Here is a 24264-nt window from a genome sequence, read left to right as displayed (position 1 = left end):
CTCGCCGCCTTTGCCAAAGCAGCCCCTCACCCCAACCCTCCGAGGGCGAGCGAAGCTCGTCCCGGCCCGTAGGAACGGGGCGAGGCAGTACACCCGCAATCGCGGTTACAGCGTGCCCGGGAACGCACCACCGTCGAGCAAAATGTTCTGCCCGGTGATGAAGCCGGCCTTGGCGCCGCACAGGAAGGCGCAGGCGTAGCCGAACTCGTCGGGCTGGCCGAAGCGGCCGGCCGGATTGAGCTTGGCACGCTCGGCCAGGATCTGCTCGGCGGAGACGCCGCGCTTGTCGGCTTCGGCCTTGGCGGTGCCGGTCAGACGATCGGTCTCGAACGGGCCCGGCAACAGGCCGTTGATGGTGACGTTGTTGATCACGGTCTTGCGCGACAGGCCGGCGATGAAGCCGGTGAGGCCGGCGCGCGCGCCGTTGGAGAGGCCGAGGATGTCGATCGGCGCCTTGACCGCGGCCGAGGTGATGTTGACGATGCGGCCGAACTTGCGCGCCATCATGCCATCGACGGTCGCCTTGATCAGTTCGATCGGCGTCAGCATGTTGGCGTCGATCGCCTTGATCCAGTCGTCGCGGGTCCAGTTGCGGAAATCGCCGGGCGGCGGCCCGCCGGCGTTGTTGATCAGGATATCGGGCTCCGGGCAGGCCTCCAGCACGGCCTCGCGGCCCGCCGGCGTCGTGATGTCGCCGACGATCTCGGTGACGGTCACGTCGGGATAGGCCTTGCGGATCTCGTCGGCCGTCTTCTTCAGCGCTTCGGCGCCGCGCGCCGTCAGCGTGACGTGAACGCCGGCGTCCGCCAGCGAGATGGCGCAAGCGCGGCCGAGGCCCTTGCTGGATGCGCAGACGATGGCGCGGCGACCTTTGATCCCAAGATCCACTGTTTCACTCCGAAAATAGCAGGCAGGTTTTGGATGGCGCACTCTAGCCAACTGCGGCTCGGCTGATAAGGGAGCGGCCCGCGTCAAAATGCATGGCGCGCGCTGCGGCGATGCACTAGATGCGACGCTCCTGCTTGAGGCGGTCGATCGCGGCGGCGGCCTCCGGCGGCAGTGATTTGAATCCCATCTGCCCGGCCGCCGAGAACAGCGGCCGCAGATGCGAGCCGGCGAGGAAGGGCGGCTGGCGGTTGGCCGGCACGATCTTGTCGAACACGAGAACCAGCGTGGTGGCGACGAGGCCGACCCTGATGGCCCCGAGCGCGGCGCCGCCGAGGCGGTCGCCGATGCCGGCTTCGCCGAGGGTGTCGTTCAGCGCGACGCGGCCGATATGACCGAGCAGCATGCCGATCACCACAAAGATGCCGAAGAACCAGATCCAGTTCTGCAGCAGCGGCGCGTTGGGATTGCCGGCGATCTGCGGCGCGATCATCGGCATCAGCGCGACTGCCATGGGCGCGGCGAGGAGATAGGCGAGGATGGTCATGGCGCTGCGCAACAGGCCGGTCCGAAAGCCGAGGCCCACGGCCATGGCGAGCGCCGCATAGACCGCGAGATCGAAACTGTTCATCACTGCGAGCCCTGCCTCAGGTGGAACGAATGAACGCCGAACCGATCATTCCGGTTTCAGATCGTTAAAATCGTCGGTATTGATGGCTTCAAAGCTCGGGGAAATCGCTCAGGGACATCGTCATGTCAGACCTATTCGACGTCAATAAGGAAACCATCCTCGTGACAGGCGCGAGCCAGGGGCTGGGGCGGCAGTTTGCCCGGGTGTTGGCAGCGCATGGCGCGGCGGTCGCGCTCGCCGCGCGGCAGACCGACAAGCTGAAGAGCCTCGAGGAGGAGATCCGCGGCAAGGGCGGCCGAGCCGCCGCGGTCGCGCTCGACGTCACCGACACCGCATCGATCGCGAAAGCCGTCGATGCCGCTGAATCAGCGCTCGGTCCGATCACGGTGCTGATCAACAATGCCGGCATCGCGATCGAGAAGCTCGCGACCGAGCAGACCGAATCCGACTGGGACGCGGTGATCGGCGCCAATCTCAAGGGCGCTTATTTCCTCGCGACCGAGATCGCGCGGCGCATGATCGCGCGCAAGCAGGAAGGCAACATCGTCAACATCGCCTCCGTGCTCGGCACCGGCGTGCTCAAGGCCGTCTCGCCCTACGCGATCTCCAAGGCCGGCATCATCCAGGCGACGAAAGCGATGGCACTGGAGCTCGCAGGCCAAAACATTCGTATCAACGCGCTCGCGCCCGGCTATATCGACACCGAGATGAATCACGCCTTCTGGTCGACGCCCGCAGGCGAGCGCCTCGCCAAACGCATTCCGCAGCGCCGCGTCGGCGCCGAGTCCGATCTCGACGGCGCCATCCTGCTGCTGGCCTCGAAGGCGTCGCGGTACATGACGGGCAGCGTGGTGACGGTTGATGGCGGGTTCTTGTTGAATTGAGCGCACTTTCGCCTTTCCCCGCGTGCGGCAGGGCTATCGCATATGATTTCACGGGGATTGTCTGCGGGCTTGCTCCGCCTCTCCCGATTGCTTGCGGGAGAGGGAGCCCAGTGCCGATGCCGCCGCATCGTGCAAGCCATATGCGATTGCCCTGCCGCGTGCGGGGAGAGGCCGGAATTTGCGAGAGCAAATGCCGGGTGAGGGGGAGCCGATTCGAGTGGTTGACACGAGCACCGCTCAATCCATAGCGGCCGCAGCGAAGCAATCCGAACGATCCCTACGAAGTGATCCGCATAGTCCTCTCCAGCCGCGCATCGGGCAGGCGCCGGTCAGCGAGTGGTCACAGCGTTCCCCCGTGATCTTTGTTTCCGGAAGCTGGCCCGTTGTGGAACTTCTGGCAAGGGCGGGCCAAACCGGCCGGAATCCGGCCCACGGCTCTGTCACAAAGTCGAAAAAAAACGTCCCGGCGGCCCTTTCCAAAGCCAGCACGCCTTGATACATACGCCCCGCACCCAACGGGCTTTGCCCCGGGGTTGCCTTCCAAAGAAGCCTTTGGGACGGACGAGCAAGCCACGCGAACAGCGCCGGCCTCAACCTCTACCGTCCCCAGGATTTTGCCGAAGGCGTGCAACGGTTTAACGCGGGGTGGAGCAGCCCGGTAGCTCGTCAGGCTCATAACCTGAAGGTCATAGGTTCAAATCCTATCCCCGCAACCAAATTTCGGATGAACCGCATTCGACACGAAAAGGGCCCGCTTGAAGCGGGCCGTTTTTGTCTGGGGGCTTGTGCTCTTCTCAGAACTTCGTAATCGGCTTCCCGTCCGCCCCGACCAGCGTCGATGGCGCTTCCCCGAACACCAGCCCTTCCGGCTGAAACTTGATCGTCTTCCCGCCCACGACGAAGTCGGCGAAATTCCTTGGCGTCGCCGCGTGCACGCCATTGGCCAGGAAGTCGGTGGTCTCGTAGCAGGTGTCCGGCTTGCCGCTGGATCCTTCGCTCAGGAATTTCTGGAAATTCTGACTGGTCACCTTGGCCTTCTTGCGGGCCGACCAGTTGGTGTAGCGGCGGTAGAGCTTTGGCAGGATCACCGGGCCCTTGTCGGTTGCGAGCACACCGGTCTCGCCCTTTTTGGGCTCGATCAGGTCGAAGTCGAAGGTACCGATCGTCTTGGCGAGATGCTTCCAGACCGGCAGCTTCTTTGATCGGGCGGTCTTGGCCAGGGCCAGGAAGGCCTTGATCTCGTCATCGTTCATCGACGAGTAGAACGTAGGATAGGCAAACCCCTGCTCGACCAGCCAGTGGTTGATGTCGACCTTGATGCCGCCGACCGTCACCTCGATGTCGCCGACCAGCCGGCCATAAGTGTCGAACACCTCATTCGGCGTATCGACATGGGTGTACACCCGGCAGGCGAGTGCCGCTTCGCGGGGGCCGCTGAGGAAATCATGCAGCGCCTTGCTCGCGGTGGCGCCGAGGAATTGCCGGTAGGAATGGGTGACCTCGTGATAGGCCTGCTTCTTGGCATCGGTCAGCTCCTTCTTCTCGGCGGCCGAGAGCGGCGACGGCATATAGTGCAGCTCGGGCGCATCGATGCCCTGGAGGCGAATGGTAAGCTTGCCGTTCTTGATCGGCGGCGTCGCGGTGCGGCCCTTGACCTTGGCGTTGTCGAACACATGGGTCGGATGGAACGGCGCCGTGTCGCTCTTGCGGAAGCGGATCGCGTCGGGCGCGACGTTCACGATCACCTTTGTGGTGTCGGCGTCCGACCGGCCCTCCGGCCAGAACTGGCTGACCTCGATGGTGCCTTCGACTTCCAGCAGTCCCACGGGCATCGGCCGCTCCTCCCCCTTGGGCGCGTCGGTCGCCTTCGGCAAGGCGACTCGCGCGCACAATGAGGCAGCGGATCATCTTCATGCGACAGGCCCGTGACGGCGGATGGGGCAGGCGCGACACGTTGTGGCGCGCAGCGCGCATCCATTGCCTTTGCCCGGAGGTGTCCTGCCGCGCCTCGACCGACCCCGCTCCGGGGCGCGCAAGCGGAGGGAGCCCAGTACCGATGCCGCCGCATTATGCAAGCCATAAGCGATTGCCCTACGCTCCGGCGCTGGCCCTGTCAGGGCAGCCGCCCGCCGCTTGTGCGGCGCAGGGCAGGCTCGGCTGTGGCGGCCGGGCCGTGCCTACAAAATCCCTTGCGCGTCCGTCACGGTCGGCTACCGTTGCGGTGCTAGCCGCAGGGTTAGGTGACGTTTTGATCGCGATTTTTTAGCATCCGATTTTTCGGCGCCGCATTGGCGCGACGCCCAGCAAGCGAGGCGGGGCCATGATCGCACGAGACCAGTCAGCTCTGTTGGCGCCGGTCGAGCGCGACCTGCGGCTCGACCTGTTTCGCGGCATCGGTCTGTGGATGATCTTCCTCGACCACATCCCGCACGACGTCGTGGCCTGGCTGACCCTGCGCAACTACGGTTTCAGCGACGCCGCCGAGTTCTTCGTCTTCATCTCGGGTTACCTCGTCGGCTGGATCTACGGACCGATCATCGCCGGCGGCTGGTTTCTCGCTGCGGTCAAGCGGCTGTGGCGACGCGCGGCCGAGCTGTATGTCGCCCACATCATGTTGTTCCTCTTGTTCACCGCACAGATCGCCCGCACCGTGCGCCGCTTCGACAATCCGATGTACGAGCACGAGTTCAACGTGTTCAACTTCCTGGCTCATCCGGACGAGCTGATCGGCCAGGCGATCCTCTTGAAATACAAGCCGGTCAATCTCGACGTACTGCCGCTCTACATCGTGCTGGTGTTCGCCTCGCCCTTCATCGTGTGGTGCCTGGTGCGCCGGCCGAACCTGACGCTCGCCGGATCCGTCGTGCTCTATATCCTGTCGCGCTGGTTCAACTGGAACATCGCCTCCTATCCGCACGGCGCGACCTGGTACTTCAACCCGTTCTGCTGGCAGCTGATGTTCGTGTTCGCGGCCTGGTGCGGCATCGGCCAGATCGACAAGATCGCGACATGGGTGTGGTCGAAGGCGACAATGACATTGGCGGCGGCCTGGCTCGTCTTCGCCCTGCTCATCGTGATGACCTGGCACGTCCACGCGCTCGAGGCCCTGATCCCGAAATGGATGATCAAGGCGATCTACCCGATCGACAAGACCGATCTCGACATGCTGCGCTTCACGCATTTCCTGGCGCTGGCAATCTGGGTGACGCATTTTATCTCGCGCAAATGGAAGGTGCTGCACACGATCTGGCTGCGCCCCGTCATTCTTTGCGGCCAGCATTCGCTGCCGATTTTTTGCCTCGGCGTGTTCCTGTCGTTCTCCGCGCACTGGATCCTGACCCAGTACACCAAGGGCGCATGGGAACAGCTCGCCGTCTCCTTCGCCGGCATCGCCATCATGATCGGCGCCGCCTGGCTGCTCGATCGCGCCAAGCGGGTGCCAAACCTGTTCGTGAATGTGACGGAGATCGAAGAGCCCGAAACTGCATTGGAGCGCGCGCCCGTGACGACCGCCGCCATGGCGCCGGCGAGCCGCTGAGGGATCGCGGCGCGTGCATCTTCATGGAGAGGCCCATGTCCAGACCTGTGTTGACGATCGCCGGCGCCCTCCTGCTGCTGGCCTGCGGTGCCTCCGCGCAAGCGCCCTCGCCGGAGCCTATCGGCGCGGCGCGCAAGCTCGTCGTCACGCTGAAGATCGCGGATCAGTATCGCACGCAGCTGCCGCAGCTGCTGCTCAAGCTCCGGCCCGTGGTCGCCCAGGACAGGCCGGAGATCGAGCGCGACTACGACGCGCTGACGGCGCCTGGTTCGGAGATCTACGCCCCCTTCGTTGCGTCCATGATCGACCAGATCGCAGCGATCTATGCCGCCAGCTTCACGCTGGATGAGCTGCGCCAGATCGATGCCTTCTATGCCCAGCCGGCGGGCCAGAAATTTCTGGAGAAGTCGGATGCGCTGGCGCAGGCGAGCGCGCAAGTGAGCCAGGACGTCAGCCAGAAGGCTGCGGATGAGCTGAAGCAGCGCCTGATCGAGGCGCTGCGCCAGAAGGGGCACAAGCTCTGAGTAATGCAGCGTCGCGCTGTAGGTCGCGGCGCGGTTCATCGTCGGCATGCGCTTGACACGCTCGAGGAAGCGCTTGCCGAAGGCGCACGTCTTGTCGTTGAGGTCCCAGTAACAGGCCTCGGTGATGACCAGCCCCTGCGCGAGCCGAGCTTGCTGCTGATTTGACGCGGCGGATTGCGCCGACTACGCTTTGCGCAAACTTGAAAATGCGCAAGAGCGGCGACCTGGCGAACGTCCTGGCTGGCCTGCGCAGACTGCAAATTCCCGGGGGGACGGAAATGTCGAGCGATACCGCAGCCATCATCGCGAAAGCGCGCGAGCACTCCATCGGCGATCTCTTGCGCCGCTCGGCAGGCCGCGAGCCGGACAAGCTCGCCGTGAGCTGCGGCGATATCAGCTGGACCTTTGCCGAGATGGACGCGATCTGCAACCGGCTCGGCCGCGGCCTGCTCGGGCTCAGCGTCAAGAAGGGCGACCGTATCGCCGTGCTCTCGCGCAATTCGCATGCCTTCGCGGCGCTGCGCTTCGCCGTGGCGCGGATCGGTGCGGTGCTGGTGCCGATCAATTTCATGCTCAATCCGGACGAGATCAACTTCATCCTCAAGAGCTCCGGCGCCAGGCTGCTCGCGACCGGCCCTGACTTCCTCGAGCCCGCGAAGGCCGCAAGCGCCAGGGATTGTGCGGTCGAGAAGATGATCTGGCTGCCGGGCGAGGATCCCGCCATCGCGCCTGCGGGCCTCACCACCTTCGAAGATCTCCTTGATGCTGACGGCTCGTTCCTGGAGGCATCCGTGGACAGTCGGGATCTTGCGCAGATCGTCTACACCAGCGGCACGGAGTCCCTGCCGAAGGGCGCGATGCTGACCCATGAAGCGGTGATGTGGCAGTATGTTAGCTGCATCATCGACGGCGGCATGAGCGTGGACGACAAGTTCTTGCACGCGCTGCCGCTCTATCACTGCGCCCAGTTAGACGTGTTTCTGGGGCCGCAGGTCTATCTCGGTGCGTCCGGCGTCATCACCGGCAAGCCGACCGCCGACAACATCCTGGCGCTGATCCAGGCGCACAAGATCACGTCCTTCTTCGCGCCGCCGACGATCTGGATCGCGATGCTGCGTTCGCCGAATTTCGACAGGATCGATCTGTCGACGCTTCAAAAGGGCTATTACGGCGCCTCGATCATGCCCGTGGAAGTGCTGCTCGAGCTCCAGCGCCGCCTGCCCAACGTCAGGTTCTGGAATTTCTACGGGCAGACCGAGATCGCGCCGCTCGCGACCGTGTTGCGGCCGGAAGATCAGCTCCGCAAGGCCGGCTCTGCGGGCAAGCCCGTGCTCAATGTCGAGACGCGGGTGGTCAACACGTCGATGGAAGATGTGAAAGTCGGCGAAGTCGGCGAGATCGTGCACCGCTCGCCGCATCTGCTCTCCGGCTATTACAATGATCCGGTCAAGACGGCGGGGGCGTTCAGCGGCGGATGGTTTCACTCCGGCGATCTCGCCACTGTCGATGACGAGGGGCACATCACCGTGATCGATCGCGTCAAGGACATGATCAAGACCGGTGGCGAGAATGTCGCGAGCCGCGAGGTCGAGGAGATGATCTACCGCATCCCCGCCGTCTCCGAGGTCGCCGTGGTGGGCCTGCCCGATCCACGGTGGATCGAGGCGGTGACCGCGATCGTCGTCGTCAAGACAGGCGAGACGCTGGATGAAGCGACCGTCATCAAGCATTGCGCCGCCCAGATGGCGCATTTCAAGGTCCCCAAGCGCGTCATCTTCGTGGATGCCTTGCCGAAGAACCCGAGCGGCAAGCTGCTCAAGCGCGAGCTGCGCCAGCGGTTCGTCGGCGGCGAGACCCTTGACAAGGCGGTCCAGACGAGTTTTGGGACTTAGCGACGATTGGTCTCAATACTTCTTCACGTGCGCCCCGAACGCCAGCCACAGCGCCGTCGACGCGAGGCCGAAGCCCCCGAGCAGCAGGAAGGTTGGGCCGTAGCCGATCCATTGCGCGATCCAGCCGCCGAGCGCGGGGCTGAGGCTTGCACCGACGCCTTGCACCGTGATTACGGCGCGCCCTGGCCGAGATTGATGCGGCCGGTGCCGTCGAGCGAGCGTGCCACCATGCCGGGGACGGCGACAGTCTGAAGCCCGGTGCCGATGCCGTCGAGCACCTGCATCGGCACGACGCCCCACCACCCCGTGACGAAGAACGCGAGCACGCCGCGGATCGGCAGAAACATGAACGACACCAGGATCACCGGCCAGTAATTGCGCTTGCCCGCGACCTGCATGGCCACCAGCGACGTCACGACCATGACGCCCTGCGCGATGACGATGGTGGTCGCCACGAAGCTCGGGCCGTTGGCCTGTCCCTCCGCCACCGCCGCAAGGCCATAGAGCGGGACGATCGCTGCATTGCCGAGGTGGAACATGGCAAGCGCCAGCGCCAGCACCAGGAGCGGCTTGTGCTTAAGCAGGACGGACATGGCATCCGGCGGGTTCTTGCTTTCATCCTCCTTGCTGCCGCGGGCCTGGCGATCGTCAATCGCCTTGGCGGGAATCATCAGCACACAGGCGATCGCGACGACACCGAACACGGCCGCGAGCACGAACACGGCGACATAGCCGTACCTGTAGCCGAGATAGCCCGACAGCGCGGCGCCGACCATGTTGCCGGCGTGGTTGAAGGCCTGGTTGCGGCCGTTCAGCGCGTTGAAGCCTTTTTGCTTGGCGATGCCGAGCGTGATGCCGGTCACCGCCGGGACGATCGCGGCGCTCGCCAGCGATTGCGCCACTTGCGAGAACGTCACCGCCCAGAAATTCTGCGACAGCAGGATGATGGCGGAGGCGAGAACGACGCAGATGCCGGGAATGACGACCCACAGCCGCTTGTTGCGGCTGGAATCGATGAAGCCGCCGATCGGCGTCGTGACCAGCATGCCCGCGACATTGCCGACAGTCAGCGCGGTGCCGATCAGACCGCTCGCCCAGCCGCGCTCCTGAAGGAACACGCCGACGAACGGCCCGATGCCCGACTGCATGTCGGCCATGAAGAAATTGACTGCAAACAGCGGCCAGATGCGGGGTGGTGAGGAGCGCGATGTCATCGAGACGCTGGAATGTTCCTGCCGGCGAGTGAGGTCTCATGCAAAGCTGATCGTGATGACCGGCCGATTGCGCCGGCATGGACCAGAACGTAACTTGGGCTGACAGCGTTGGTTCCTTCCCGCTCTGCGACCGCGCACATGTGTTACGTCGCGCCGTCCCTTCTTGGATCCTGGCCATGCCTCTCTGGACCTGCGAAACCTGCGGCGCTCAATTTCCGGCGAGCGAAAAGCCGCCTGCGTCATGTCCAATCTGCGAGGACGAACGGCAGTTCGTCGGCTGGAAAGGGCAGACCTTTCTCACGCGAGAGGCATTGGCTGACAGCCATCGCCTCGTCTGGCGTGATGATCTCGGCCTCACCGGCCTCGGTCTCGAGCCGAGCTTTGCCATCGGACAGCGCGCGCTGCTGGTGCCGCTAAGCGATGGCTGCGTGATGTGGGATTGCATCCCGGTGGCAACGCCGGAAGCAGTCGCGCATGTGCGTTCGCTCGGCGGCTTGAAGGCGATCGCGATCTCGCATCCGCATTATTATGGCGCGGTTGCGGACTGGAGCGAGGCGTTCGGCAGCGTGCCGGTCTATCTGCACGCGGACGATCGGCAATGGGTGACACGGCCGCATCCCTCGATCGTGCACTGGACCGGCGATCAGCAGCGCATCGCCGAGGATGTGCTGCTGCTGCGCACCGGCGGCCATTTCGCCGGCGCCACCATGCTGCACCATGGGCGCGGTGCAGACGGCAAAGGCGCGCTGCTCACCGGCGATATCGCGCAGGTGACGATGCACCGCCGCTTCGTCAGCTTCATGTATTCCTATCCCAACTACATGCCGCTCGGCGCTGCCGCGGTGCGGCGGATTGCGGCCGCCGTCGAGCCGCTCGACTTCGACCGCATCTACGGCGCCTGGTGGGACCGCAACATCGCGAGTGGCGCCAAGGCCGCGTTCGCGGCGTCGGTGCAGCGTTACATCGCCGCCATCACCTGACGCGCGACGGCAAAAAAAGCGTTGCCCTCGGTCAATAACTGTACTATATGTACAGTTATTGGGAGCGACGCAACGATGCGTTTGCCGGTCCGGCACGATCGATGCATCGTTGTCCCGGCGGGCGCGTTTTGCGGCCGCGCGAGGGAGTTGGTCCATGACCGGGCGGCGCGACTACGAGATCTTTGAGGCCGGCGACGTCACGCTGCAGTCCGGTGCGATCTTCCCCGCGATGAAGCTCGCCTACAAGAGCTACGGCACGCTCAACGCGGCCAAGGACAACGTCATCCTCTATCCGACCTCGTTCAGTGCGCAGCACTTCGACACCGAATGGCTGATCGGGCCCGACAGCGTGCTCGATCCCACGCGTTACTTCATCATCATCCCGAACCTGTTCGGCAATGGCCTGTCGTCCTCGCCGTCGAACACCGCCGGGGTCTTTCCTGAAATCAGCTACCACGACGCGATCGCGGTCCAGCATCGCCTCCTCACCGAGCGATTCGGCATCTTAAAGCTCGCGCTGGTCTATGGCTGGTCGATGGGCGGCATGCAGGCCTATCACTGGGCGGCGCTACACCCTGAGATGGTCGCGCGCGCCGCAGTCGTGTGCGGCAGCGCGCGCTGCGCGCCTTACAATCATGTCTTCCTCGAAAGCGTGAAGGCTGCCCTGTCAGCCGATCCCGCCTTCCGCGATGGCCGCTTCGTCGAGAAGCCGGTTGCCGGCTATCGCGCGATGGGGCGCGTCTATGCCGGCTGGGCGATGTCGCACGGCTTCTACCGCGACGAGCTCTGGCGCGAGGCCGGCTTCACCTCGCTCGAGGATTATCTCGTCCGCACCTGGGACACGACTTTCGCCCGCCGCGACGCCAACGACCTGCTGGCGCAGGCCGGCATCTGGCAGCGCGGCGATATCAGCGCATGCGCGGCGTTCGGCGGCGATCTCGACCGGGCGCTGGCCGCAATAAGTGCGCATATGCTGCTGATGCCAGGCGCGACCGATCGCTATTTCGACCTCCGCGACAATGAGGCCGAGCTTCCGAGGCTCGTCAACGCCAAATCGGCGGTGCTGCATCCGATCCCGTCGCTACACGGCCATCGCGCCGGCAATCCCGTCAACAATCCGCGGGACGCGGCCTTTCTCAAGGCCGAGGTCGCGGCACTTCTGAGCAAGCAGGACTGATCATGACCGATGCGACCGTCTCCGAGCCCGCCCATCGCCTCAAGCCGCTGAGCCCGGCGATGCTGCGCGAATTGTCGGTGCGCTCGAACGTCAGGGGCGCCGTGCAGAGTCTTGGCCATTACGGCATGATCGTATTGGTCGGCGTGCTGATCTGGATGGTCTCCTCGCGCTATGGCGTGCTCTGGGCGCTGCCACTGATGGCGGCGCAGGGTTATCTCGTCGCCTTCCTGTTCATGGCGGTGCACGAGACCGCGCACAAGACCGCGTTCAGGAGCCGCGGCCTCAATCTCGCGGTCGGCTATCTTTCGGCCTTCATCATCGCATTGCCCTACGAATATTACTGCCTGTTCCACTGGGACCATCATCGCTACACCCAGGACCCCGAGAAGGACCCGGAGCTGATCGTCGGCGTCAAGCCGAAATCCGACACGCAGCTCGCGATCGCCTATAGCGGCCTGCTTCAGGTCGCTGGCCGGCTCCAGCTCATGCTCGGCCATGCCGTCGCCGGCAAGGTCGTCGTGCCCTGGATCCCCGAGAACAAGCGCGCCGTCATTGTGGCCGAGGCGCGCGCCTATGTCGCGCTCTATGCGCTGCTGCTCGTGCTCTCGGCGTGGTTCTCTTCAGCCCTGCTGCTCTGGGTCTGGATCGTGCCGCTCGTCATCGGGCAGTTCTTCCTGCGGCCCTATCTCTACGCCGAGCACACCGGCTGCGATCGGACCCGAAGCGCCTTCCAGAACACCCGCACCACCTACACCGGTGCGATCGTCAAATGGATCGCGTGGAACATGCCGTACCATGTCGAGCACCACGCCTATCCCTCGATCCCGTTTCACGCGCTACCGAAGCTGAACGCGATCGTCGACGGCGAGATCGTCCATCGTGGCCGCGGCTACATCCAGACGACGCGCGAAACCTGGGCTTGGTTTCGCCGGCATCGGCAGGGCGTCTAACGCAAAACTCCGGCCGCGATGCAGCCGGAGCTTTGTCGAAGAAGGCGAGATATCAGTAAATCCCGTAGGCGCAGACATTCACGACGCGAACGCGCAGGCCGTGGCGGGTCTGGACGACGCGCTCCTGGTAGCAGTTGTTGATGCCGGTGTTGACATAGAGGCCGCCATAGCCAAAGCCCCAGCCGGGACCCCAGTGATGATGGAAGCCGTGAGCCGAAGCGGCGGTGGGCGCGAGAGCAGCAGCACCGAGCGAGCCGGCAGCGATCAGACCAAGAGCAAGCTTACGAAGCATCTTCATTCTCCAGTTTGGCGCAAGGCCGTTGTTGTGTCCCTGCATCTCGGTCGGGCCGAAACGGGATCGCGTTCACACGGGACGGGGAGAATCGTGTTTCAGGATTGTTTCGGCGGTCACGGCGAACTGCGCCGATATCAGGCTTTCCGTGCCGCGCGATAGCGCGCGGACATCGCCTCCGTCATCTCCGCGATTTTCTCGCGGAGATCGGCGGGCTCCAGAACTTCGGCCTCGGAGCCGAGCCGCAGCAATTCGGACGCGGCGTGCCATGAGGTCTTGCCGGTCGGCACGCGCGCAATGCGCCAGCCGTCGGCGTCAGTGGTGTCTTCGAGCTGCGTGCGCGCCTTGACGTATGGCTGGCTCAATGCGTCCAGCAGTTTCACGCCGAACGGCGACAGCCGCACGACCGCGACATTGGGATGCATCTCGGCTTCGAGGCGCAGCGTCGCGGCCTGCCAATAGGCGGCGAGATCGAAATCGGCAGGACGATCGAAGCGGTCGTCCAGCGCGGTGCAGTCGAGAACGCGCGCGACGCGATAGGTGCGTACGCTACCGTCGACCTGCCCGGCGAGATACCAGCTGCCGCCCTTCAGCACGAGGCCGAGCGGCGCAACGCGGCGCTGTTTCTCGGCGCGCCAGCTCTGGTAGCGGATCTTGATCAAGGTGCCGCGCAGAGCCGCGCCGGCAATGGTGCGCAGATGCTTTGGCTCTTCCACCTCGCCGAACCAGCCGGGCGCGTCGAGATGAAAGCGCTCCTGCATCCGCCCTGCGTCCTCGCGCAGATTGGCCGGCAGCGCGGCCATCAGCTTGTTCTGCGCGGCGATCATCGCCGCATCGAGCCCCAGCGCCGCGGCCGGGCCGGGGAGCCCTGCGAGGAACAGCGCGCCAGCTTCGCTCTGCGACAGTCCGTTCAGCCGCACCCGGTAGCCGTCGAGCAGGCGATAGCCGCCCTCGGCGCCGCGGTCGGCATAGACAGGCACGCCCGAGGCCGCGAGCGCGTCGATGTCGCGATAGATGGTGCGAACCGAGACCTCGCAGGCCTCGGCAAGCTCGGGCGCAGTGACCTGCCCCCGGGCCTGGAGGGTGGTGAGGATCGACAGCATCCGGCTCGCGCGCATGATCCCTTAAACCATACCTGACACAAGATGTCAGGTATCCTGTCTTACAAGATGCGCCATCACCAGCGGCCAGATGGAGATCTGCCATGACCGATTCCAATCGTATCACCCTGTATTACTCGCCGCAGAGCCGGGCCACCGGCACGCGGGTGCTGCTGGAGGAACTGGGCGCGCCCTACGATCTCCACGTCTTCAACATGAAGGCCGGCGAGCAGCGTCAGCCGGCCTATCTCGCCATCAATCCGCTGGGTAAGGTGCCGGCGATCCGCCATGGCGAGGCGCTCGTGACCGAGCAGGTCGCGATCACCATCTATCTCGCGGATCTGTTCCCGCAGGCCGGGCTGACGCCCGCGCTGAACGATCCGCTGCGCGGTCCCTATCTGCGCTGGATCGCCTATTACGGCTCCTCGTTCGAGCCGGCCCTGATCGACAAGTTCATGCAGCGCGAGCCCGCGCCGATCACGCAGTCGCCCTACGCCGACTACGACACCATGCTGGGTGCTCTCGAGGCGCAGCTAGCGAAGGGGCCCTATCTGCTCGGCGAGCGCATGACCGCCGCCGATGTGCTGTGGGGCATCGCGTTCAGCTGGACCATGATGTTCGGCATCGTGCCGAAGAAGGACGTGTTCGTGCGCTATGCCGAACGCATGACCTCGCGGCCGGCGTTCCAGCGCATCACTGCGGCGGATGACGAGATGGCGGCGGAGCATGCCAAGGCTGCTGGGGTCTGAGCCGGCGTCTCAACGCTCGGTGTTCTCCCGGATCGGCGCGCGCTTATGGCGCGCTTGTCCGGGACGACAGCGAGAGAAGTTTCAAAACCTTGGCGCCCGCTTCTCCGCGAACGCCTTGATCCCTTCCTTGATCTCATCGCCGCGCATGCTGTCGCGGTGGCGCTGGTCAGCGGCGGCCTCATCGAGCTCGCCGCGGGCGAATTCGTTGATGGCGCGCTTCATGCCAGCCATCGCCTCCGGCGCGTTGCCGGCGAGGATAGCGGCGAGCTTGTCAACCTCCTCATCGAGCATCTCCTCCGGCACCATCGCGGTGAGATAGCCGATCCGCAGCATCTCCGGCGCGCTGATCTTTTGCGCGGTCAAAAACAGCTTCTTCGCATTGTCGACGCCGAGCCGCGTCACATAGCGCTTGATGCCGTTCCGGTAGTAATGCAGCCCGAGCCGCGCCGCCGGCATGAACATCTCGGCGGTGTCGACGCCGATGCGGAAATCGCAGGCCAGCGCGAGATCGGTCGAGCCGCCATAAACGCCGCCGTTGAGCCGGCAGATCGTCGGCACGCCGAGATCCTCCAGCCGGTTGACGACCACCTCGAACGCCGAGCCCGCGCTCTGCTGCTCCTTGGCGCTGACCGCGCGCTCCGCAACCGAGTTGAGGTCGTAACCGGCCGAGAAGGCGCGCCCGGTGCCAGTCAACACCAGCACGCGGATCGCAGGGTCGGCCTCGACCGCGTCGAACAGCTTGAGCAGCTCGCCAAGGTCTTCCGCTTGTAGCCGGTTGAGATGCTTGGGCCGGTTGAGGCGGATGGTGGCGCGTGCGCCGCTGATTTCGAGCACGGGGCTGGAAGCCGCATCGGCGTGATCCGACATTCTTGTCTCCATTTACTTGTTTTCCAGCGCGCGGCGCTTTGCTTCGGCGTCGATGGTCTCGGCGAGATCGGGATGCCGGGCCATCAGCACGCGAAAGTCGACGAGGTCGAGCACCAGCAGCCGCGACACCTTCGTGGTCGAGACGTTGGCGCCGCGCACGTTGTTGCCGAGCAGCGCCATCTCGCCGAAGAAGGCGCCTTCGCCGAGCTGCACCTTCTTGCCGGGGAGGTCGACCTCGACCTCGCCGGCGGCGATGAAGTACATGCAGTCGCCCTGCGTGCCCTTGCGGATGATCATGGTGCGCGCCGGCAGCTCCATGGTGCGCAGCATGTGGGTGACGTCGGCGATCGCCGCAGGTCCAAGCGCTGCGAAGAACGGCACCTTGCTGACGGATTCCCAGGTCTTGAGGAAATTGTCGCGCCTTGTCTCGGCAGCAAAGCCGGTCGCCAGAATACCGGTCCAGAGACCGAACACGCCAAGCCCGGAGATCATCACCAGCGCCGCCACCATGCGCCCGAGCGGCGTCACCGGCACGACGTCGCCATAGCCGGTCGTGGTCAGCGTGACGACAGCCCACCACAGCGCGGCCGGCACGCTGCCGAAGGTCTGCGGCTGCACGTCCCGCTCCAGGAAGTATTCGGCCACCGAGGCGAGGAAGACCACCATCAGGAAGATCACGAGCACGCTGAGCAGCGGTCCGGACTCCAGCACCAGCACGCGGCGAAGCTGGCGCAGGCCGGGAATGCCCGGCACCACCTTCAGCACCCAGAGCACGCTGAGCAGCCAGGCCGTCTTTGGCTCGACGCCGAGCGTCAGTGCGAGGGGAACGGCCAACGCTCCGATTGCATCGACAACGCCGGCGGACGAGGACAGGTAGAGCGACAGACGCTCCGTCCGTGCCATGTGGCGCAGCCGGACCACCCATTCGAACACGAAATAGGCGAGGCAGGCCCACAGCAGGGTGTCAACCCAGCGGTGCGCCGCTTCATAGGCCGGGCCAATCGTCAGCAGCACCATGCTGAGCACGCCGACGCCCACGGCCACATAGGCCGCCTTGGTCATGTTGCGGCCGGCCGTGGCGGCCGCGAACTGGGCCAGAGCGGAGATCAGCGGCTTGGGCATGCGGGAGGGCGGCTCGGTTTGGCTTTTGCGGTTCCGGCTGGGACCACGGGGCCAAAGTGCCTGCGCGGACCGGGCCCGTCAACGATGGGGGCGCGGCATCACTAATGAGGGAACAGAGGCGGGGGTTACCTGAAGTGCGGCGGCTCGTCGTAGCCGCGGCGGCTGCTGAAAAACAGCAGGATCATCAGGCCGGCGCCGACGATGACCGAAAACCCGGCCCCGAGCGCCAGGGCGACATAGCCTTCGGTCGGGATCGGGCCCCCTTCGACCGCCATCGCGGAATAAGCGAAATAGCCAACCGCCGCCAGCATTCCCACAAGGAAGACGATGAGGAGTGTACGCATGGGTGCGTTCTCCGGCTGTAACGGGGAGCCAACGGTTGCGGAAGGAGACGGTTCCCGGGCCGCCATTGATCGAGTCTCGCGCCCCGAACGCAGCGCAACACTCCGGGCGATGTGAAGCATCGTCCGGTGTGATGCGCTGCACAGCCGCGGCCCATGCGGCAGCGGACGGTGCGGCTTGCTGGGTCCCGGCTCGGCGCTGCAATGCCTTGGCATTGCAGCTTGTCCAGGACACGAGAGGGGCGGTTGTCCCGACCTCTCGGGTCAGGCGCTTTGCGCGGTCTTCACCACCACGACATTGCTGTCGTCCGGCAGGGGGAGCGAGGCAGGGCCTGCGACCTTGTCGGCCTCGCCGCAATGGCGCTTGAGATAGTCGCGGCGCATGCCGATCTCGTCGCGGACGAATTCGTAGCCGAGCTTGAAGGTGTCGAGCCCGTCGGTGCTGATCGTGCCGTCTCTGAGCCCGACCACCGCGCCGCGCAGGATGCTTTCCAGCTCGTCCTGGAGACATTCGAGCTGATCCAGCGAATGGGCGTGCTCGATACGCTCGCCGATGTCGAGGATGGCAGTGGAGAGTTCGCTCGCTTTCTCCGGTGCGATACGGGTGATCTTGGCGTAGATCCCGGCGAAGATCGAGCCGATGACGCTGAGCGCGGCGGCGCCCAGATACATCATGTCGCTGTACTTATCCATGAACGACTTGGTATCGTCGTTGATGTAGTCGGCCGCGCCCTGATGCGCCATCACGTAGGCGTCCTTCTCGACCGAGGCCGGCTCGATCTTGCTGGCGAAGCCGTTGTCGAGCCCGAGCGCGGACTTGTTCTCGTAGACGATGCGCGCGAGATCGCCGGCCGTCGTCGCCGACATCCTGGATTGCGCGACCAGCAGCCATTCCAGCCCGACCGTTTCGAGGTCGTCGTCGGGAATCTCGGGCGAGGCCGACAGGGTGCCTGCGGTCAGCGTCTCGTCGGAAATGCCCGGGAATTTGCGAGCCAGCGCCTTGGCCTCGTCGATGGCGTTCAGCGTGAAGCCGCCGCGTTTGGCCACCTGCTCATAGGCCTTGTCCCGCACCGCCTTCGAGGCGTGGACGATCGCGATCACCGCGCCGTATCCGCTCGCCGGCGCAAGCAGCTTGTCGAGCGTTGCGCCCTGCGGCGCCATCTGGACTCTGGCGGCGTCCGGACCGTCGGGGATGTCGAGGATGCCGCGTACGAAAGCGAGCGCGGAGTCGTTCTCGGCGAGGACGGCGACCTTCTTCTTCTTCAACTCGGCGAGCGACTTGATCTTCTTGTTGCCGGGCCCGAGCAGCAGCACGAGATCGTGCTCGAGGATCGCGAGCGTGCGCGCCCGCAGCGGCACCTTGGCATCGGTGCGCAGCACGGCGAGATCGGCCTGCTTGCGGTCGAACTGCGCGAGCGCCTTGGCATTGTCGGGGTTGTTGACGATCTTGATCCGGAACCGCGAGGCGTTGTTCTTCAGCACCGCGGCGAGCTTGGCCGCGAACAGCGCCTCGTCGCTGTTGGGGATACCGACGGCAAAGGTCAGCGTCTCCGAATTGTGCAGCATGGCGCGACCGCCCCAGACGGTGGCGAGCGACAGCAGCAGGGTCAGCACGACGTAAAGCAAGACCTGTTGCTGGTTGGTTTTGATCACCTTGGGACGCCGCGGCTGCGGCTCTGATGGCGACGAGGCGGGGCCTTCAGTACTCATGCTCAGTACTCGTTTTCAGTACTCATGGCTTTTCAGTACTCATGGCAGCGCTCTGGCCCTTATTCATAGGTGGCAGGCGGCCCGCGCGGCGCGCCATGCAATTTCTAAACGACTGAAAAAAGAACGATATTCTCTGAATCGATGATAGCGCGCCGCTACCCGAATGCAAATTTCGAGCCGAAGCTAACCTTACTCCTCCCGACCGCGGCGATTGCTCATCCTATCACTAGTTAGCCACAGTTGGCGATTTTCCGGTTCCCCCGGCTGCATTCTGTCGCGGGAGGTGTCATAAATTGGCGGTCCCGGCGATTTGACCGGTCCAAGAAGAAGTTGCGCTGAACGCTCCAATCTTTCTTGTCACGTCAATGAGGGCGTCAGCTTGTCGTTTCCACCCATGTCATCGGCGGTTCCGGTCGAAGCGCTCATTGGCTGGATGTTGCTGCTCACCTTCAAGCACATCATCGCTGATTTCGTCCTCCAGACCGCCTGGATGGCGCAGGGCAAGGACCAGAAACACGGCTGGGCCCTGCCGCTTCTGGTGCATTGCCTGATTCACCTTGCGGTTGCGCTGCCGCTGATCCTGATGGTGGCGCCGCGATTCTGGTTTGTCGCCTTCATCGACTTCGCGATTCACATCACCATCGACCGGGCCAAGGGATTCGTCTCGGCCAATCTGGGTGTCGATCTGCATCATCCCTGGTTCTGGACCCTGATCGGCGTCGACCAGGCGCTGCACCATCTGACCGGCTTTGGCCTTTCCATCTTCATGGCGGCGAACTGACTGCTCACACCCGTCATTCCGGGGCGGTCCGCAGGAGCGAACTATGGTGCGCAATTGCGCACCTGAGATTCTCGAGATTCCGGGTTCTCGCTTCGCGAGCCCCGGAATGACGGCCGGTGGCAATTTACGCCGCCCCACTGATTCGCGGCGCACGCGCAAGGACCCCGGGTGACTACCTGGCAGCGTGGTTAACCTTTCATTAGAGAATTGCGCTGCATCTTCCGCACCACGAGGGAGAACTGCAATGTTTTCAAGCCGTGACGCTTTTGAAAGCGATTTCTGCCCGGTTCGCGACGAGCTCCTTGGCGAGATGTATCGCGCCAGCGAGAGTGGCCTGCCGAGGCTGGTTGAGAGTGTTTCCCCTGAGGCACGCGCCCGTCTGGCGCTGTTCTGCTATCGCCGCAGCCATCTGCACTCGCTGGCGGTTGCCATCGCTGCAAGCTGCAGCGAGCGCGACCTGATCGAGAACGGTGGCCGCGTCGGCTCGACGCTCTACGCGCTGTCCCGTGAGAAATCGGCCAAATCATCGCCGTCGCTGTCCGGTGGCCGCAAGCCGATCACGCTGTCGACCAAGCCGCTCTCGGTGCTCGCGCCGCTGGACGACGAACTCGACGACGAGATCGGTGAAGCCGTTCCGGCTTAAGCTGGTTCGATCTCTGGAAGCCCGAACTTCCGCCGCGCCATCGTGCATTCGGCATCACCCGGCATGCAGGTGCGGCACACTTCCGGCCGCACCGCGTAGATGCCGCACGCCGTCGCCTTGCCGATCTCTCCCTGCAAGGCCGAGCAGCGATCGCCCTCGCAACGCATGCCGGATTGACGTGCGTTGACGAGCGCGTCGGGGATCGCTGCAAGCTCCTCGTCGCTCTCGATCGAGAAGCGCGGCCAGTTCTCCGAATAGCCGCAGCAGGCGCCGCAGCTCTGGCAGCAGCTCGACAGATCGATTTCTTGCATCGTTCTCACGTGTCCTTTGGCGGGCCCCAGACCAGGCTCTGCCGCCATCTCGCGCGCAGCACGTCGCGCCTTTCCGGATATTTCTCGTCGAGATAGGTCGCCTCCACCACGCGATCGGTGCGGAAGCTGCGGAAGTCGCCGCGCAGCTCGCACCACGCCGCAAGCAGCCGCACGGCTTCGAGATAGCCGACCGAGATCGGCCAGATCATGCGCTCGCTGGGGCGGCCCTGCTCGTCGCGATAGCGCAGCATGATCTTCTTGCCTTCGTGGATCTGGGTGCGCGTGCGCACCATGTCGAGGCGATCCGGCTCCCTGTTCCAGCTCGGCCGCGCGCGGCTTGCCGGCTCCAGCACGAACGGACGCAGGCGTTCCGGCACGGTGTCGGCGATCTTGGCCATCAGGTCTTCGGCCGCGCGCGCCAGCGCGCTATCGGCATGGCCCGCCACCCACTGCGCGCCGAGCACCGCGGCTTCGATCTCGTCGGGTGTCAGCATCAGAGGCGGCAGGTCAAAACCCTTTTCCAGGATGTAGCCCATGCCGGCTTCGCCGCGGATAGGCACACGCTGGCCGATCAACGTCGCGATGTCGCGATAGATCGTGCGCTTGGAGGTCTCGAGCTCGGCCGCGATCGCGTCCGCCGTCAGCGGCTTACGCGTGCGCCTCAGCACCTGGATGATCTGAAACAGCCGGTCGGCGCGTCTCATGGCAATTCTCTTATCGGGATCGGATCAGAAAGCGGCGCGCTGCTGCTGACAGGATGTTGGCAGCAGGGGGGTTCTATACCGGGACAACACATCGACTGAAGAGGATTTGTCCATGATCGTTCCAACCCATTTCGGCCCGGCACTTCCGATGCTGCGGGTACAGGCATGGTCCGCATCGGCATTCGGCCGCCTCGTTTCGCTCGATCTCATCGCCGTCGACCTCCGGTTTGCCCTCGCAAGCGTGGTGGCACGCTCGCTGACCCAGGCTGCGGACGCGCTGGTCCGCCACGTCATGGCCCGCGCCTGGCAGGGGGCCCGTTTCGCAGAAGATATCACGGCTGCTGCCACCATGGTGGCAGCAGCCCGGCACTAGGTTCCGTCAAGTTTTCGGTAGACCAGGAGAACGCGCATGATCACGCTTTACGGCTTTGGCACCGGCTTCGGCCTGCCGGAAATCAGCCCCTTCGTCACCAAGACCGAGGTGCAGCTCAAGATGGCAGGGCTGCCTTACCGGAAGGAGCGCGCGATGCCGCCCGCGTCCCCGAAGGGGCAGCTGCCTTTCATCGACGACGGCGGCGAGGCGGTGGCCGACTCCACTTTCATCCGCGCCCATATCGAGCGCCGCTACGGCTTCGATTTCGACGCCGGTCTCTCCTTGCAGGAGCGCGCGCAGGCCTGGGCGTTCGAGCGGATGATCGAGCATCACGTCTACTGGGCGCTGGTCGGCGCGCGCTGGGTCGATCCGGTCAACTTCGCCAAGGGCCCGTCGCATTTCTTCGACGGCGCGCCGGAGCACAACCGCGAGAAGCTGCGCGAGGACGCGCAATTCCGCGTCGCCGAGAATTATCTGCTCTCCGGCCTCGGCCGCCACGCGCCCGATGACGACGTCGATCTCGCGGTGCGCTCGCTGTTCGCGCTCTCGGTGCAGCTCGGCGACAAGACCTATCTGATGGGCAACAAGCCCTGCGGCGTCGACGCCACCGCCTTCGGCGCGCTCGCGGGGATCCTCACGCCATTCTTCGAATCGTCCTTGCGCCAGCGCGCCGAGGGATTTCCGAACCTCACCGCCTATGTCGACCGCATGATGGACACGTACTATCCCGAGTTCGCCTGGACCCCGCTGCGGCAGGCGGCGTAGGAGCGCGCTTCCGCTTCGTCATGCCCGGGGCTTGTCCCGGGCATCCACGTTCTTCGCGCCATGTGGCGAGGCGTGGATCGCCGGGACAAGCCCGGCCATGACGACCTCTGTGGCAGTGCTAAGAAAAAGAGCCGGTCCATCGGGCCGGCTCTCGCCGTCTCAAACTGTCGCGACTCCTACTTCACGAGCGAGTACTTGCCGTTCTTCACCGTGAGCAGGATGCGGGCGCGCTCGTCGACGCCGTAGCGGTCCTTTTCGGTGAAGTTGTAGACACCCTGGCTCGCCGCCAGCTCCTTCTCCGACAGCAAGGCCTGACGGATCGCTTCGCGGAATTCCGGCGTGCCGGGCTTGGCGGTCTTCAACGCCACCGGAATGATACGCTTGAGGATCTCGAAGGCATCGTAGGAATGGCCGGCGAACTGGCTGCGGCTGTTCGGGCCATACTTGGCTTCATAGGCCGAGTTCAGCGCGAGGCCCGGCCGCTTGGTGGCGGCCTCGTCGGGCTGGTCTTCGGGGTCCATGACGGGACCGGAGGCCATCAGCACGCCCTCGGCCGCTTTGCCGGCGATGCGAATGAAATCCATGCTGGCTGCGCCATGGGTCTGATAGATCAGGCCCTGATAGCCGCGCTCGCGCAGCTCGGTCTGCGGCAGCGCGGCGGCGGTGCCGGAGGCGCCGACCAGGATCGCGTCGGGATTGGCGGCCACGAGCTTGAGCACCTGTCCGGTCACCGAGGTGTCGGGACGCGCGAAGCGCTCCTCGTCGACGATGGTCATGCCCATCGGCACGGCCTGCGCCTTCAGATCGTTGAACCAGAGATCACCATAGGAGTCGGAGTAGCCGATATAGCCGAGCGTCTTCACGCCCTTGGACTTCATGTGATCGTACAGCACCTTGCCGACGATCGGAATCGGCTGCGGCATCGCCACCGACCACTTCATGCGCTCCGGCGTGATCGGGAACGGCGCCAGGCCAAAGTGCGGGATGCCGGCTTCATTGGCGACGTTGGAGACGGCGATAGTCGGCGGCGTCAGCGCCGAGCCCATGATGATGTCGGCCTTGGATTCGGTGACGAAGCGGCGGGCGTTGGTGGTCGCCGTGGTGGGATCGCCGCCGTCGTCGAGCACGATCACCTTCAGCGGCACGCCGCCGATTTCCTTGGGCACGAATTCCAGCGCGTTGCGCTCGGGAATGCCGAGGGCTGCGCCCGGGCCGGTCGTGGTGGTGGTGATGCCGATGGTGATCTCGGTGGTCTGGGCCCCCGCTGGCAGCGCCGGCAGGGCGAGCGCCGCGGCGGCAATGGCTGCGGTCAGGTAAAAGCGTTTCATTGATTCCTCCCTTGACGTGTTTCCTTGAAAGCAGAAATCGGGGGGTAATTCAGCCCCCTCTTTTGGTGATGCGGCGATTTAGCTTCCCGTGAATTTGGCGACCATCTCCGGCGGAAACGGTGCCGATTTCAGCTTGTCGGGGTTGTTGGGATCGCGGCCGACCAGGACGCGGGTCTCGAACCCCTCGATCGCCAGCGCCTCGCCCTTGTAGACATTGTGCTTCACCTCGAAGCTCGAGCGCTTGATGCTCTCGATCTTCGTCTCGATGCTGATCCAGTCGCCATAGGTCGAGGGGATGTAGAACTTGGCCCGCGTGTCGACCATGGGGATGCCCACCAGGCCGTATTTGCGGACCAGATCCTGCTTGGAGAAGCCGGCGACCTCGAACAGGGTCGAAGTCGAATCGTCGAACATCGCGAAATAGCGCGGGTAGTAGACGATGTTGGCGGGGTCGCAATCGCCCCACTGGATCTGGACCTCGCGCCGGTTCACGAACATCCGCC

General features: G+C 64.6%; 25 protein-coding genes, 1 tRNA gene and 2 pseudogenes. 13 read left to right on the top strand and 15 right to left on the bottom strand.

The window, feature by feature from the left end:
* Nucleotides 1–105: 105 nt before the first annotated feature.
* Together ACVWY3_RS27195 and ACVWY3_RS27190 are read right to left on the bottom strand one after the other, a co-directional pair.
* Nucleotides 106–888 carry an SDR family oxidoreductase gene (locus tag ACVWY3_RS27195; protein ID WP_456841203.1) on the bottom strand — a complete coding sequence of 261 codons (783 nt, stop codon included), beginning with the start codon at nt 886–888 and terminating at the stop codon, nt 106–108.
* 115 nt (nt 889–1003) lie between these two features.
* The gene (locus ACVWY3_RS27190) at nt 1004–1516 is read right to left on the bottom strand and encodes a CvpA family protein (protein ID WP_456841202.1); all 513 of its coding nucleotides are present in this window, start codon (nt 1514–1516) and stop codon (nt 1004–1006) included.
* A gap of 122 nt (nt 1517–1638) precedes the next feature.
* Between ACVWY3_RS27190 and ACVWY3_RS27185 the strand changes: the two genes are divergently transcribed.
* Nucleotides 1639–2400 carry an SDR family oxidoreductase gene (locus ACVWY3_RS27185; RefSeq protein WP_456841201.1) on the top strand — a complete coding sequence of 254 codons (762 nt, stop codon included), beginning with the start codon at nt 1639–1641 and terminating at the stop codon, nt 2398–2400.
* A 639-nt stretch (nt 2401–3039) separates the two neighbouring features.
* Nucleotides 3040–3116, top strand: a tRNA-Met gene (locus tag ACVWY3_RS27180).
* Between the two features lie 78 nt (nt 3117–3194).
* Here the strand turns inward: ACVWY3_RS27180 and ACVWY3_RS27175 are convergent.
* Nucleotides 3195–4232 carry a thermonuclease family protein gene (locus tag ACVWY3_RS27175; protein ID WP_456841200.1) on the bottom strand — a complete coding sequence of 346 codons (1038 nt, stop codon included), beginning with the start codon at nt 4230–4232 and terminating at the stop codon, nt 3195–3197.
* A 488-nt stretch (nt 4233–4720) separates the two neighbouring features.
* Between ACVWY3_RS27175 and ACVWY3_RS27170 the strand changes: the two genes are divergently transcribed.
* A complete protein-coding gene (locus ACVWY3_RS27170) occupies nt 4721–5938 on the top strand; it encodes an OpgC domain-containing protein (protein ID WP_456841199.1) in 1218 nt (405 codons plus the stop codon).
* A 35-nt stretch (nt 5939–5973) separates the two neighbouring features.
* Nucleotides 5974–6462, top strand: a complete 489-nt coding sequence (locus ACVWY3_RS27165) for a DUF2059 domain-containing protein (protein WP_456841198.1) — start codon at nt 5974–5976, stop codon at nt 6460–6462.
* On the opposite strand, the pseudogene ACVWY3_RS27160 reads toward ACVWY3_RS27165, so the two are convergent.
* Nucleotides 6397–6609, bottom strand: a pseudogene (locus tag ACVWY3_RS27160) (ABC transporter substrate-binding protein); the annotation flags it as partial. The gene ACVWY3_RS27165 and the pseudogene ACVWY3_RS27160 sit on opposite strands and share 66 nt — an antisense overlap.
* A gap of 131 nt (nt 6610–6740) precedes the next feature.
* On the opposite strand from ACVWY3_RS27160, the gene ACVWY3_RS27155 reads away from it, so the two are divergent.
* Nucleotides 6741–8354 (top strand): acyl-CoA synthetase, encoded by a 1614-nt coding sequence (locus tag ACVWY3_RS27155; RefSeq protein ID WP_456841197.1) that lies wholly within the window; start codon nt 6741–6743, stop codon nt 8352–8354.
* A 12-nt stretch (nt 8355–8366) separates the two neighbouring features.
* Here ACVWY3_RS27155 and ACVWY3_RS27150 read toward each other — a convergent pair.
* Nucleotides 8367–9568 (bottom strand): annotated as a pseudogene (locus tag ACVWY3_RS27150) (MFS transporter).
* Nucleotides 9569–9744: 176 nt separating this feature from the next.
* Here ACVWY3_RS27150 and ACVWY3_RS27145 point away from each other — a divergent pair.
* From ACVWY3_RS27145 to ACVWY3_RS27135, 3 genes are all read left to right on the top strand, one after another.
* Nucleotides 9745–10548 carry an MBL fold metallo-hydrolase gene (locus tag ACVWY3_RS27145; RefSeq protein ID WP_456841196.1) on the top strand — a complete coding sequence of 268 codons (804 nt, stop codon included), beginning with the start codon at nt 9745–9747 and terminating at the stop codon, nt 10546–10548.
* Between the two features lie 154 nt (nt 10549–10702).
* Complete coding sequence (locus tag ACVWY3_RS27140; RefSeq protein ID WP_456841195.1) at nt 10703–11725, top strand: alpha/beta fold hydrolase; 1023 nt, start codon at nt 10703–10705, stop codon at nt 11723–11725.
* 2 nt (nt 11726–11727) lie between these two features.
* Entirely contained in the window at nt 11728–12675 is a 948-nt protein-coding gene (locus ACVWY3_RS27135) for a fatty acid desaturase (RefSeq protein WP_456841194.1), read from the top strand.
* Nucleotides 12676–12727: 52 nt separating this feature from the next.
* Here the strand turns inward: ACVWY3_RS27135 and ACVWY3_RS27130 are convergent, their stop codons facing one another.
* Together ACVWY3_RS27130 and ACVWY3_RS27125 are read right to left on the bottom strand one after the other, a co-directional pair.
* On the bottom strand, nt 12728–12967 hold the full coding sequence (locus ACVWY3_RS27130; protein ID WP_456841193.1) for a hypothetical protein: 240 nt from the start codon (nt 12965–12967) through the stop codon (nt 12728–12730).
* 137 nt (nt 12968–13104) lie between these two features.
* Nucleotides 13105–14085, bottom strand: a complete 981-nt coding sequence (locus ACVWY3_RS27125) for a helix-turn-helix transcriptional regulator (protein ID WP_456841192.1) — start codon at nt 14083–14085, stop codon at nt 13105–13107.
* Nucleotides 14086–14171: 86 nt separating this feature from the next.
* On the opposite strand from ACVWY3_RS27125, the gene ACVWY3_RS27120 reads away from it, so the two are divergent.
* On the top strand, nt 14172–14816 hold the full coding sequence (locus tag ACVWY3_RS27120) for a glutathione S-transferase family protein (RefSeq protein WP_456841191.1): 645 nt from the start codon (nt 14172–14174) through the stop codon (nt 14814–14816).
* An 81-nt stretch (nt 14817–14897) separates the two neighbouring features.
* Here ACVWY3_RS27120 and ACVWY3_RS27115 read toward each other — a convergent pair whose 3' ends face one another.
* The 4 genes from ACVWY3_RS27115 to ACVWY3_RS27100 form a co-directional block, all read right to left on the bottom strand.
* The gene (locus tag ACVWY3_RS27115) at nt 14898–15683 is read right to left on the bottom strand and encodes an enoyl-CoA hydratase/isomerase family protein (protein WP_456841190.1); all 786 of its coding nucleotides are present in this window, start codon (nt 15681–15683) and stop codon (nt 14898–14900) included.
* A gap of 12 nt (nt 15684–15695) precedes the next feature.
* Nucleotides 15696–16805, bottom strand: coding sequence for a cyclic nucleotide-gated ion channel (locus tag ACVWY3_RS27110; RefSeq protein WP_456841189.1), 1110 nt, complete (start codon nt 16803–16805; stop codon nt 15696–15698).
* Between the two features lie 125 nt (nt 16806–16930).
* The gene (locus tag ACVWY3_RS27105; RefSeq protein WP_456841188.1) at nt 16931–17149 is read right to left on the bottom strand and encodes a hypothetical protein; all 219 of its coding nucleotides are present in this window, start codon (nt 17147–17149) and stop codon (nt 16931–16933) included.
* A gap of 261 nt (nt 17150–17410) precedes the next feature.
* Nucleotides 17411–18856 carry a TAXI family TRAP transporter solute-binding subunit gene (locus tag ACVWY3_RS27100; protein ID WP_456841187.1) on the bottom strand — a complete coding sequence of 482 codons (1446 nt, stop codon included), beginning with the start codon at nt 18854–18856 and terminating at the stop codon, nt 17411–17413.
* A 433-nt stretch (nt 18857–19289) separates the two neighbouring features.
* On the opposite strand from ACVWY3_RS27100, the gene ACVWY3_RS27095 reads away from it, so the two are divergent.
* Together ACVWY3_RS27095 and ACVWY3_RS27090 are read left to right on the top strand one after the other, a co-directional pair.
* A complete protein-coding gene (locus ACVWY3_RS27095) occupies nt 19290–19637 on the top strand; it encodes a DUF3307 domain-containing protein (RefSeq protein ID WP_456843471.1) in 348 nt (115 codons plus the stop codon).
* A 244-nt stretch (nt 19638–19881) separates the two neighbouring features.
* Nucleotides 19882–20280: a hypothetical protein gene (locus ACVWY3_RS27090; protein ID WP_456841186.1), complete on the top strand. Its 399-nt coding sequence runs from the start codon at nt 19882–19884 to the stop codon at nt 20278–20280.
* Here ACVWY3_RS27090 and ACVWY3_RS27085 read toward each other — a convergent pair.
* Both ACVWY3_RS27085 and ACVWY3_RS27080 read right to left on the bottom strand, forming a co-directional pair.
* Nucleotides 20277–20591, bottom strand: a complete 315-nt coding sequence (locus ACVWY3_RS27085; RefSeq protein ID WP_456841185.1) for a YkgJ family cysteine cluster protein — start codon at nt 20589–20591, stop codon at nt 20277–20279. The genes ACVWY3_RS27090 and ACVWY3_RS27085 overlap by 4 nt on opposite strands.
* A gap of 5 nt (nt 20592–20596) precedes the next feature.
* Nucleotides 20597–21295: a helix-turn-helix transcriptional regulator gene (locus ACVWY3_RS27080; protein ID WP_456841184.1), complete on the bottom strand. Its 699-nt coding sequence runs from the start codon at nt 21293–21295 to the stop codon at nt 20597–20599.
* A 112-nt stretch (nt 21296–21407) separates the two neighbouring features.
* On the opposite strand from ACVWY3_RS27080, the gene ACVWY3_RS27075 reads away from it, so the two are divergent.
* Together ACVWY3_RS27075 and ACVWY3_RS27070 are read left to right on the top strand one after the other, a co-directional pair.
* Entirely contained in the window at nt 21408–21668 is a 261-nt protein-coding gene (locus ACVWY3_RS27075) for a hypothetical protein (RefSeq protein WP_456841183.1), read from the top strand.
* 36 nt (nt 21669–21704) lie between these two features.
* Entirely contained in the window at nt 21705–22433 is a 729-nt protein-coding gene (locus tag ACVWY3_RS27070) for a glutathione S-transferase family protein (protein ID WP_456841182.1), read from the top strand.
* A 176-nt stretch (nt 22434–22609) separates the two neighbouring features.
* Here ACVWY3_RS27070 and ACVWY3_RS27065 read toward each other — a convergent pair whose 3' ends face one another.
* Both ACVWY3_RS27065 and ACVWY3_RS27060 read right to left on the bottom strand, forming a co-directional pair.
* Entirely contained in the window at nt 22610–23761 is a 1152-nt protein-coding gene (locus ACVWY3_RS27065; RefSeq protein ID WP_456841181.1) for an ABC transporter substrate-binding protein, read from the bottom strand.
* Nucleotides 23762–23839: 78 nt separating this feature from the next.
* Nucleotides 23840–24259 (bottom strand): acyl-CoA thioesterase, encoded by a 420-nt coding sequence (locus ACVWY3_RS27060; protein ID WP_456841180.1) that lies wholly within the window; start codon nt 24257–24259, stop codon nt 23840–23842.
* Nucleotides 24260–24264 lie beyond the last annotated feature (5 nt).

The sequence above is a fragment of the Bradyrhizobium sp. USDA 4486 genome, from assembly GCF_054057995.1.
Note: the sequence above shows the minus strand (reverse complement) of the source record. Positions and strands in the feature narration are given on the sequence as shown.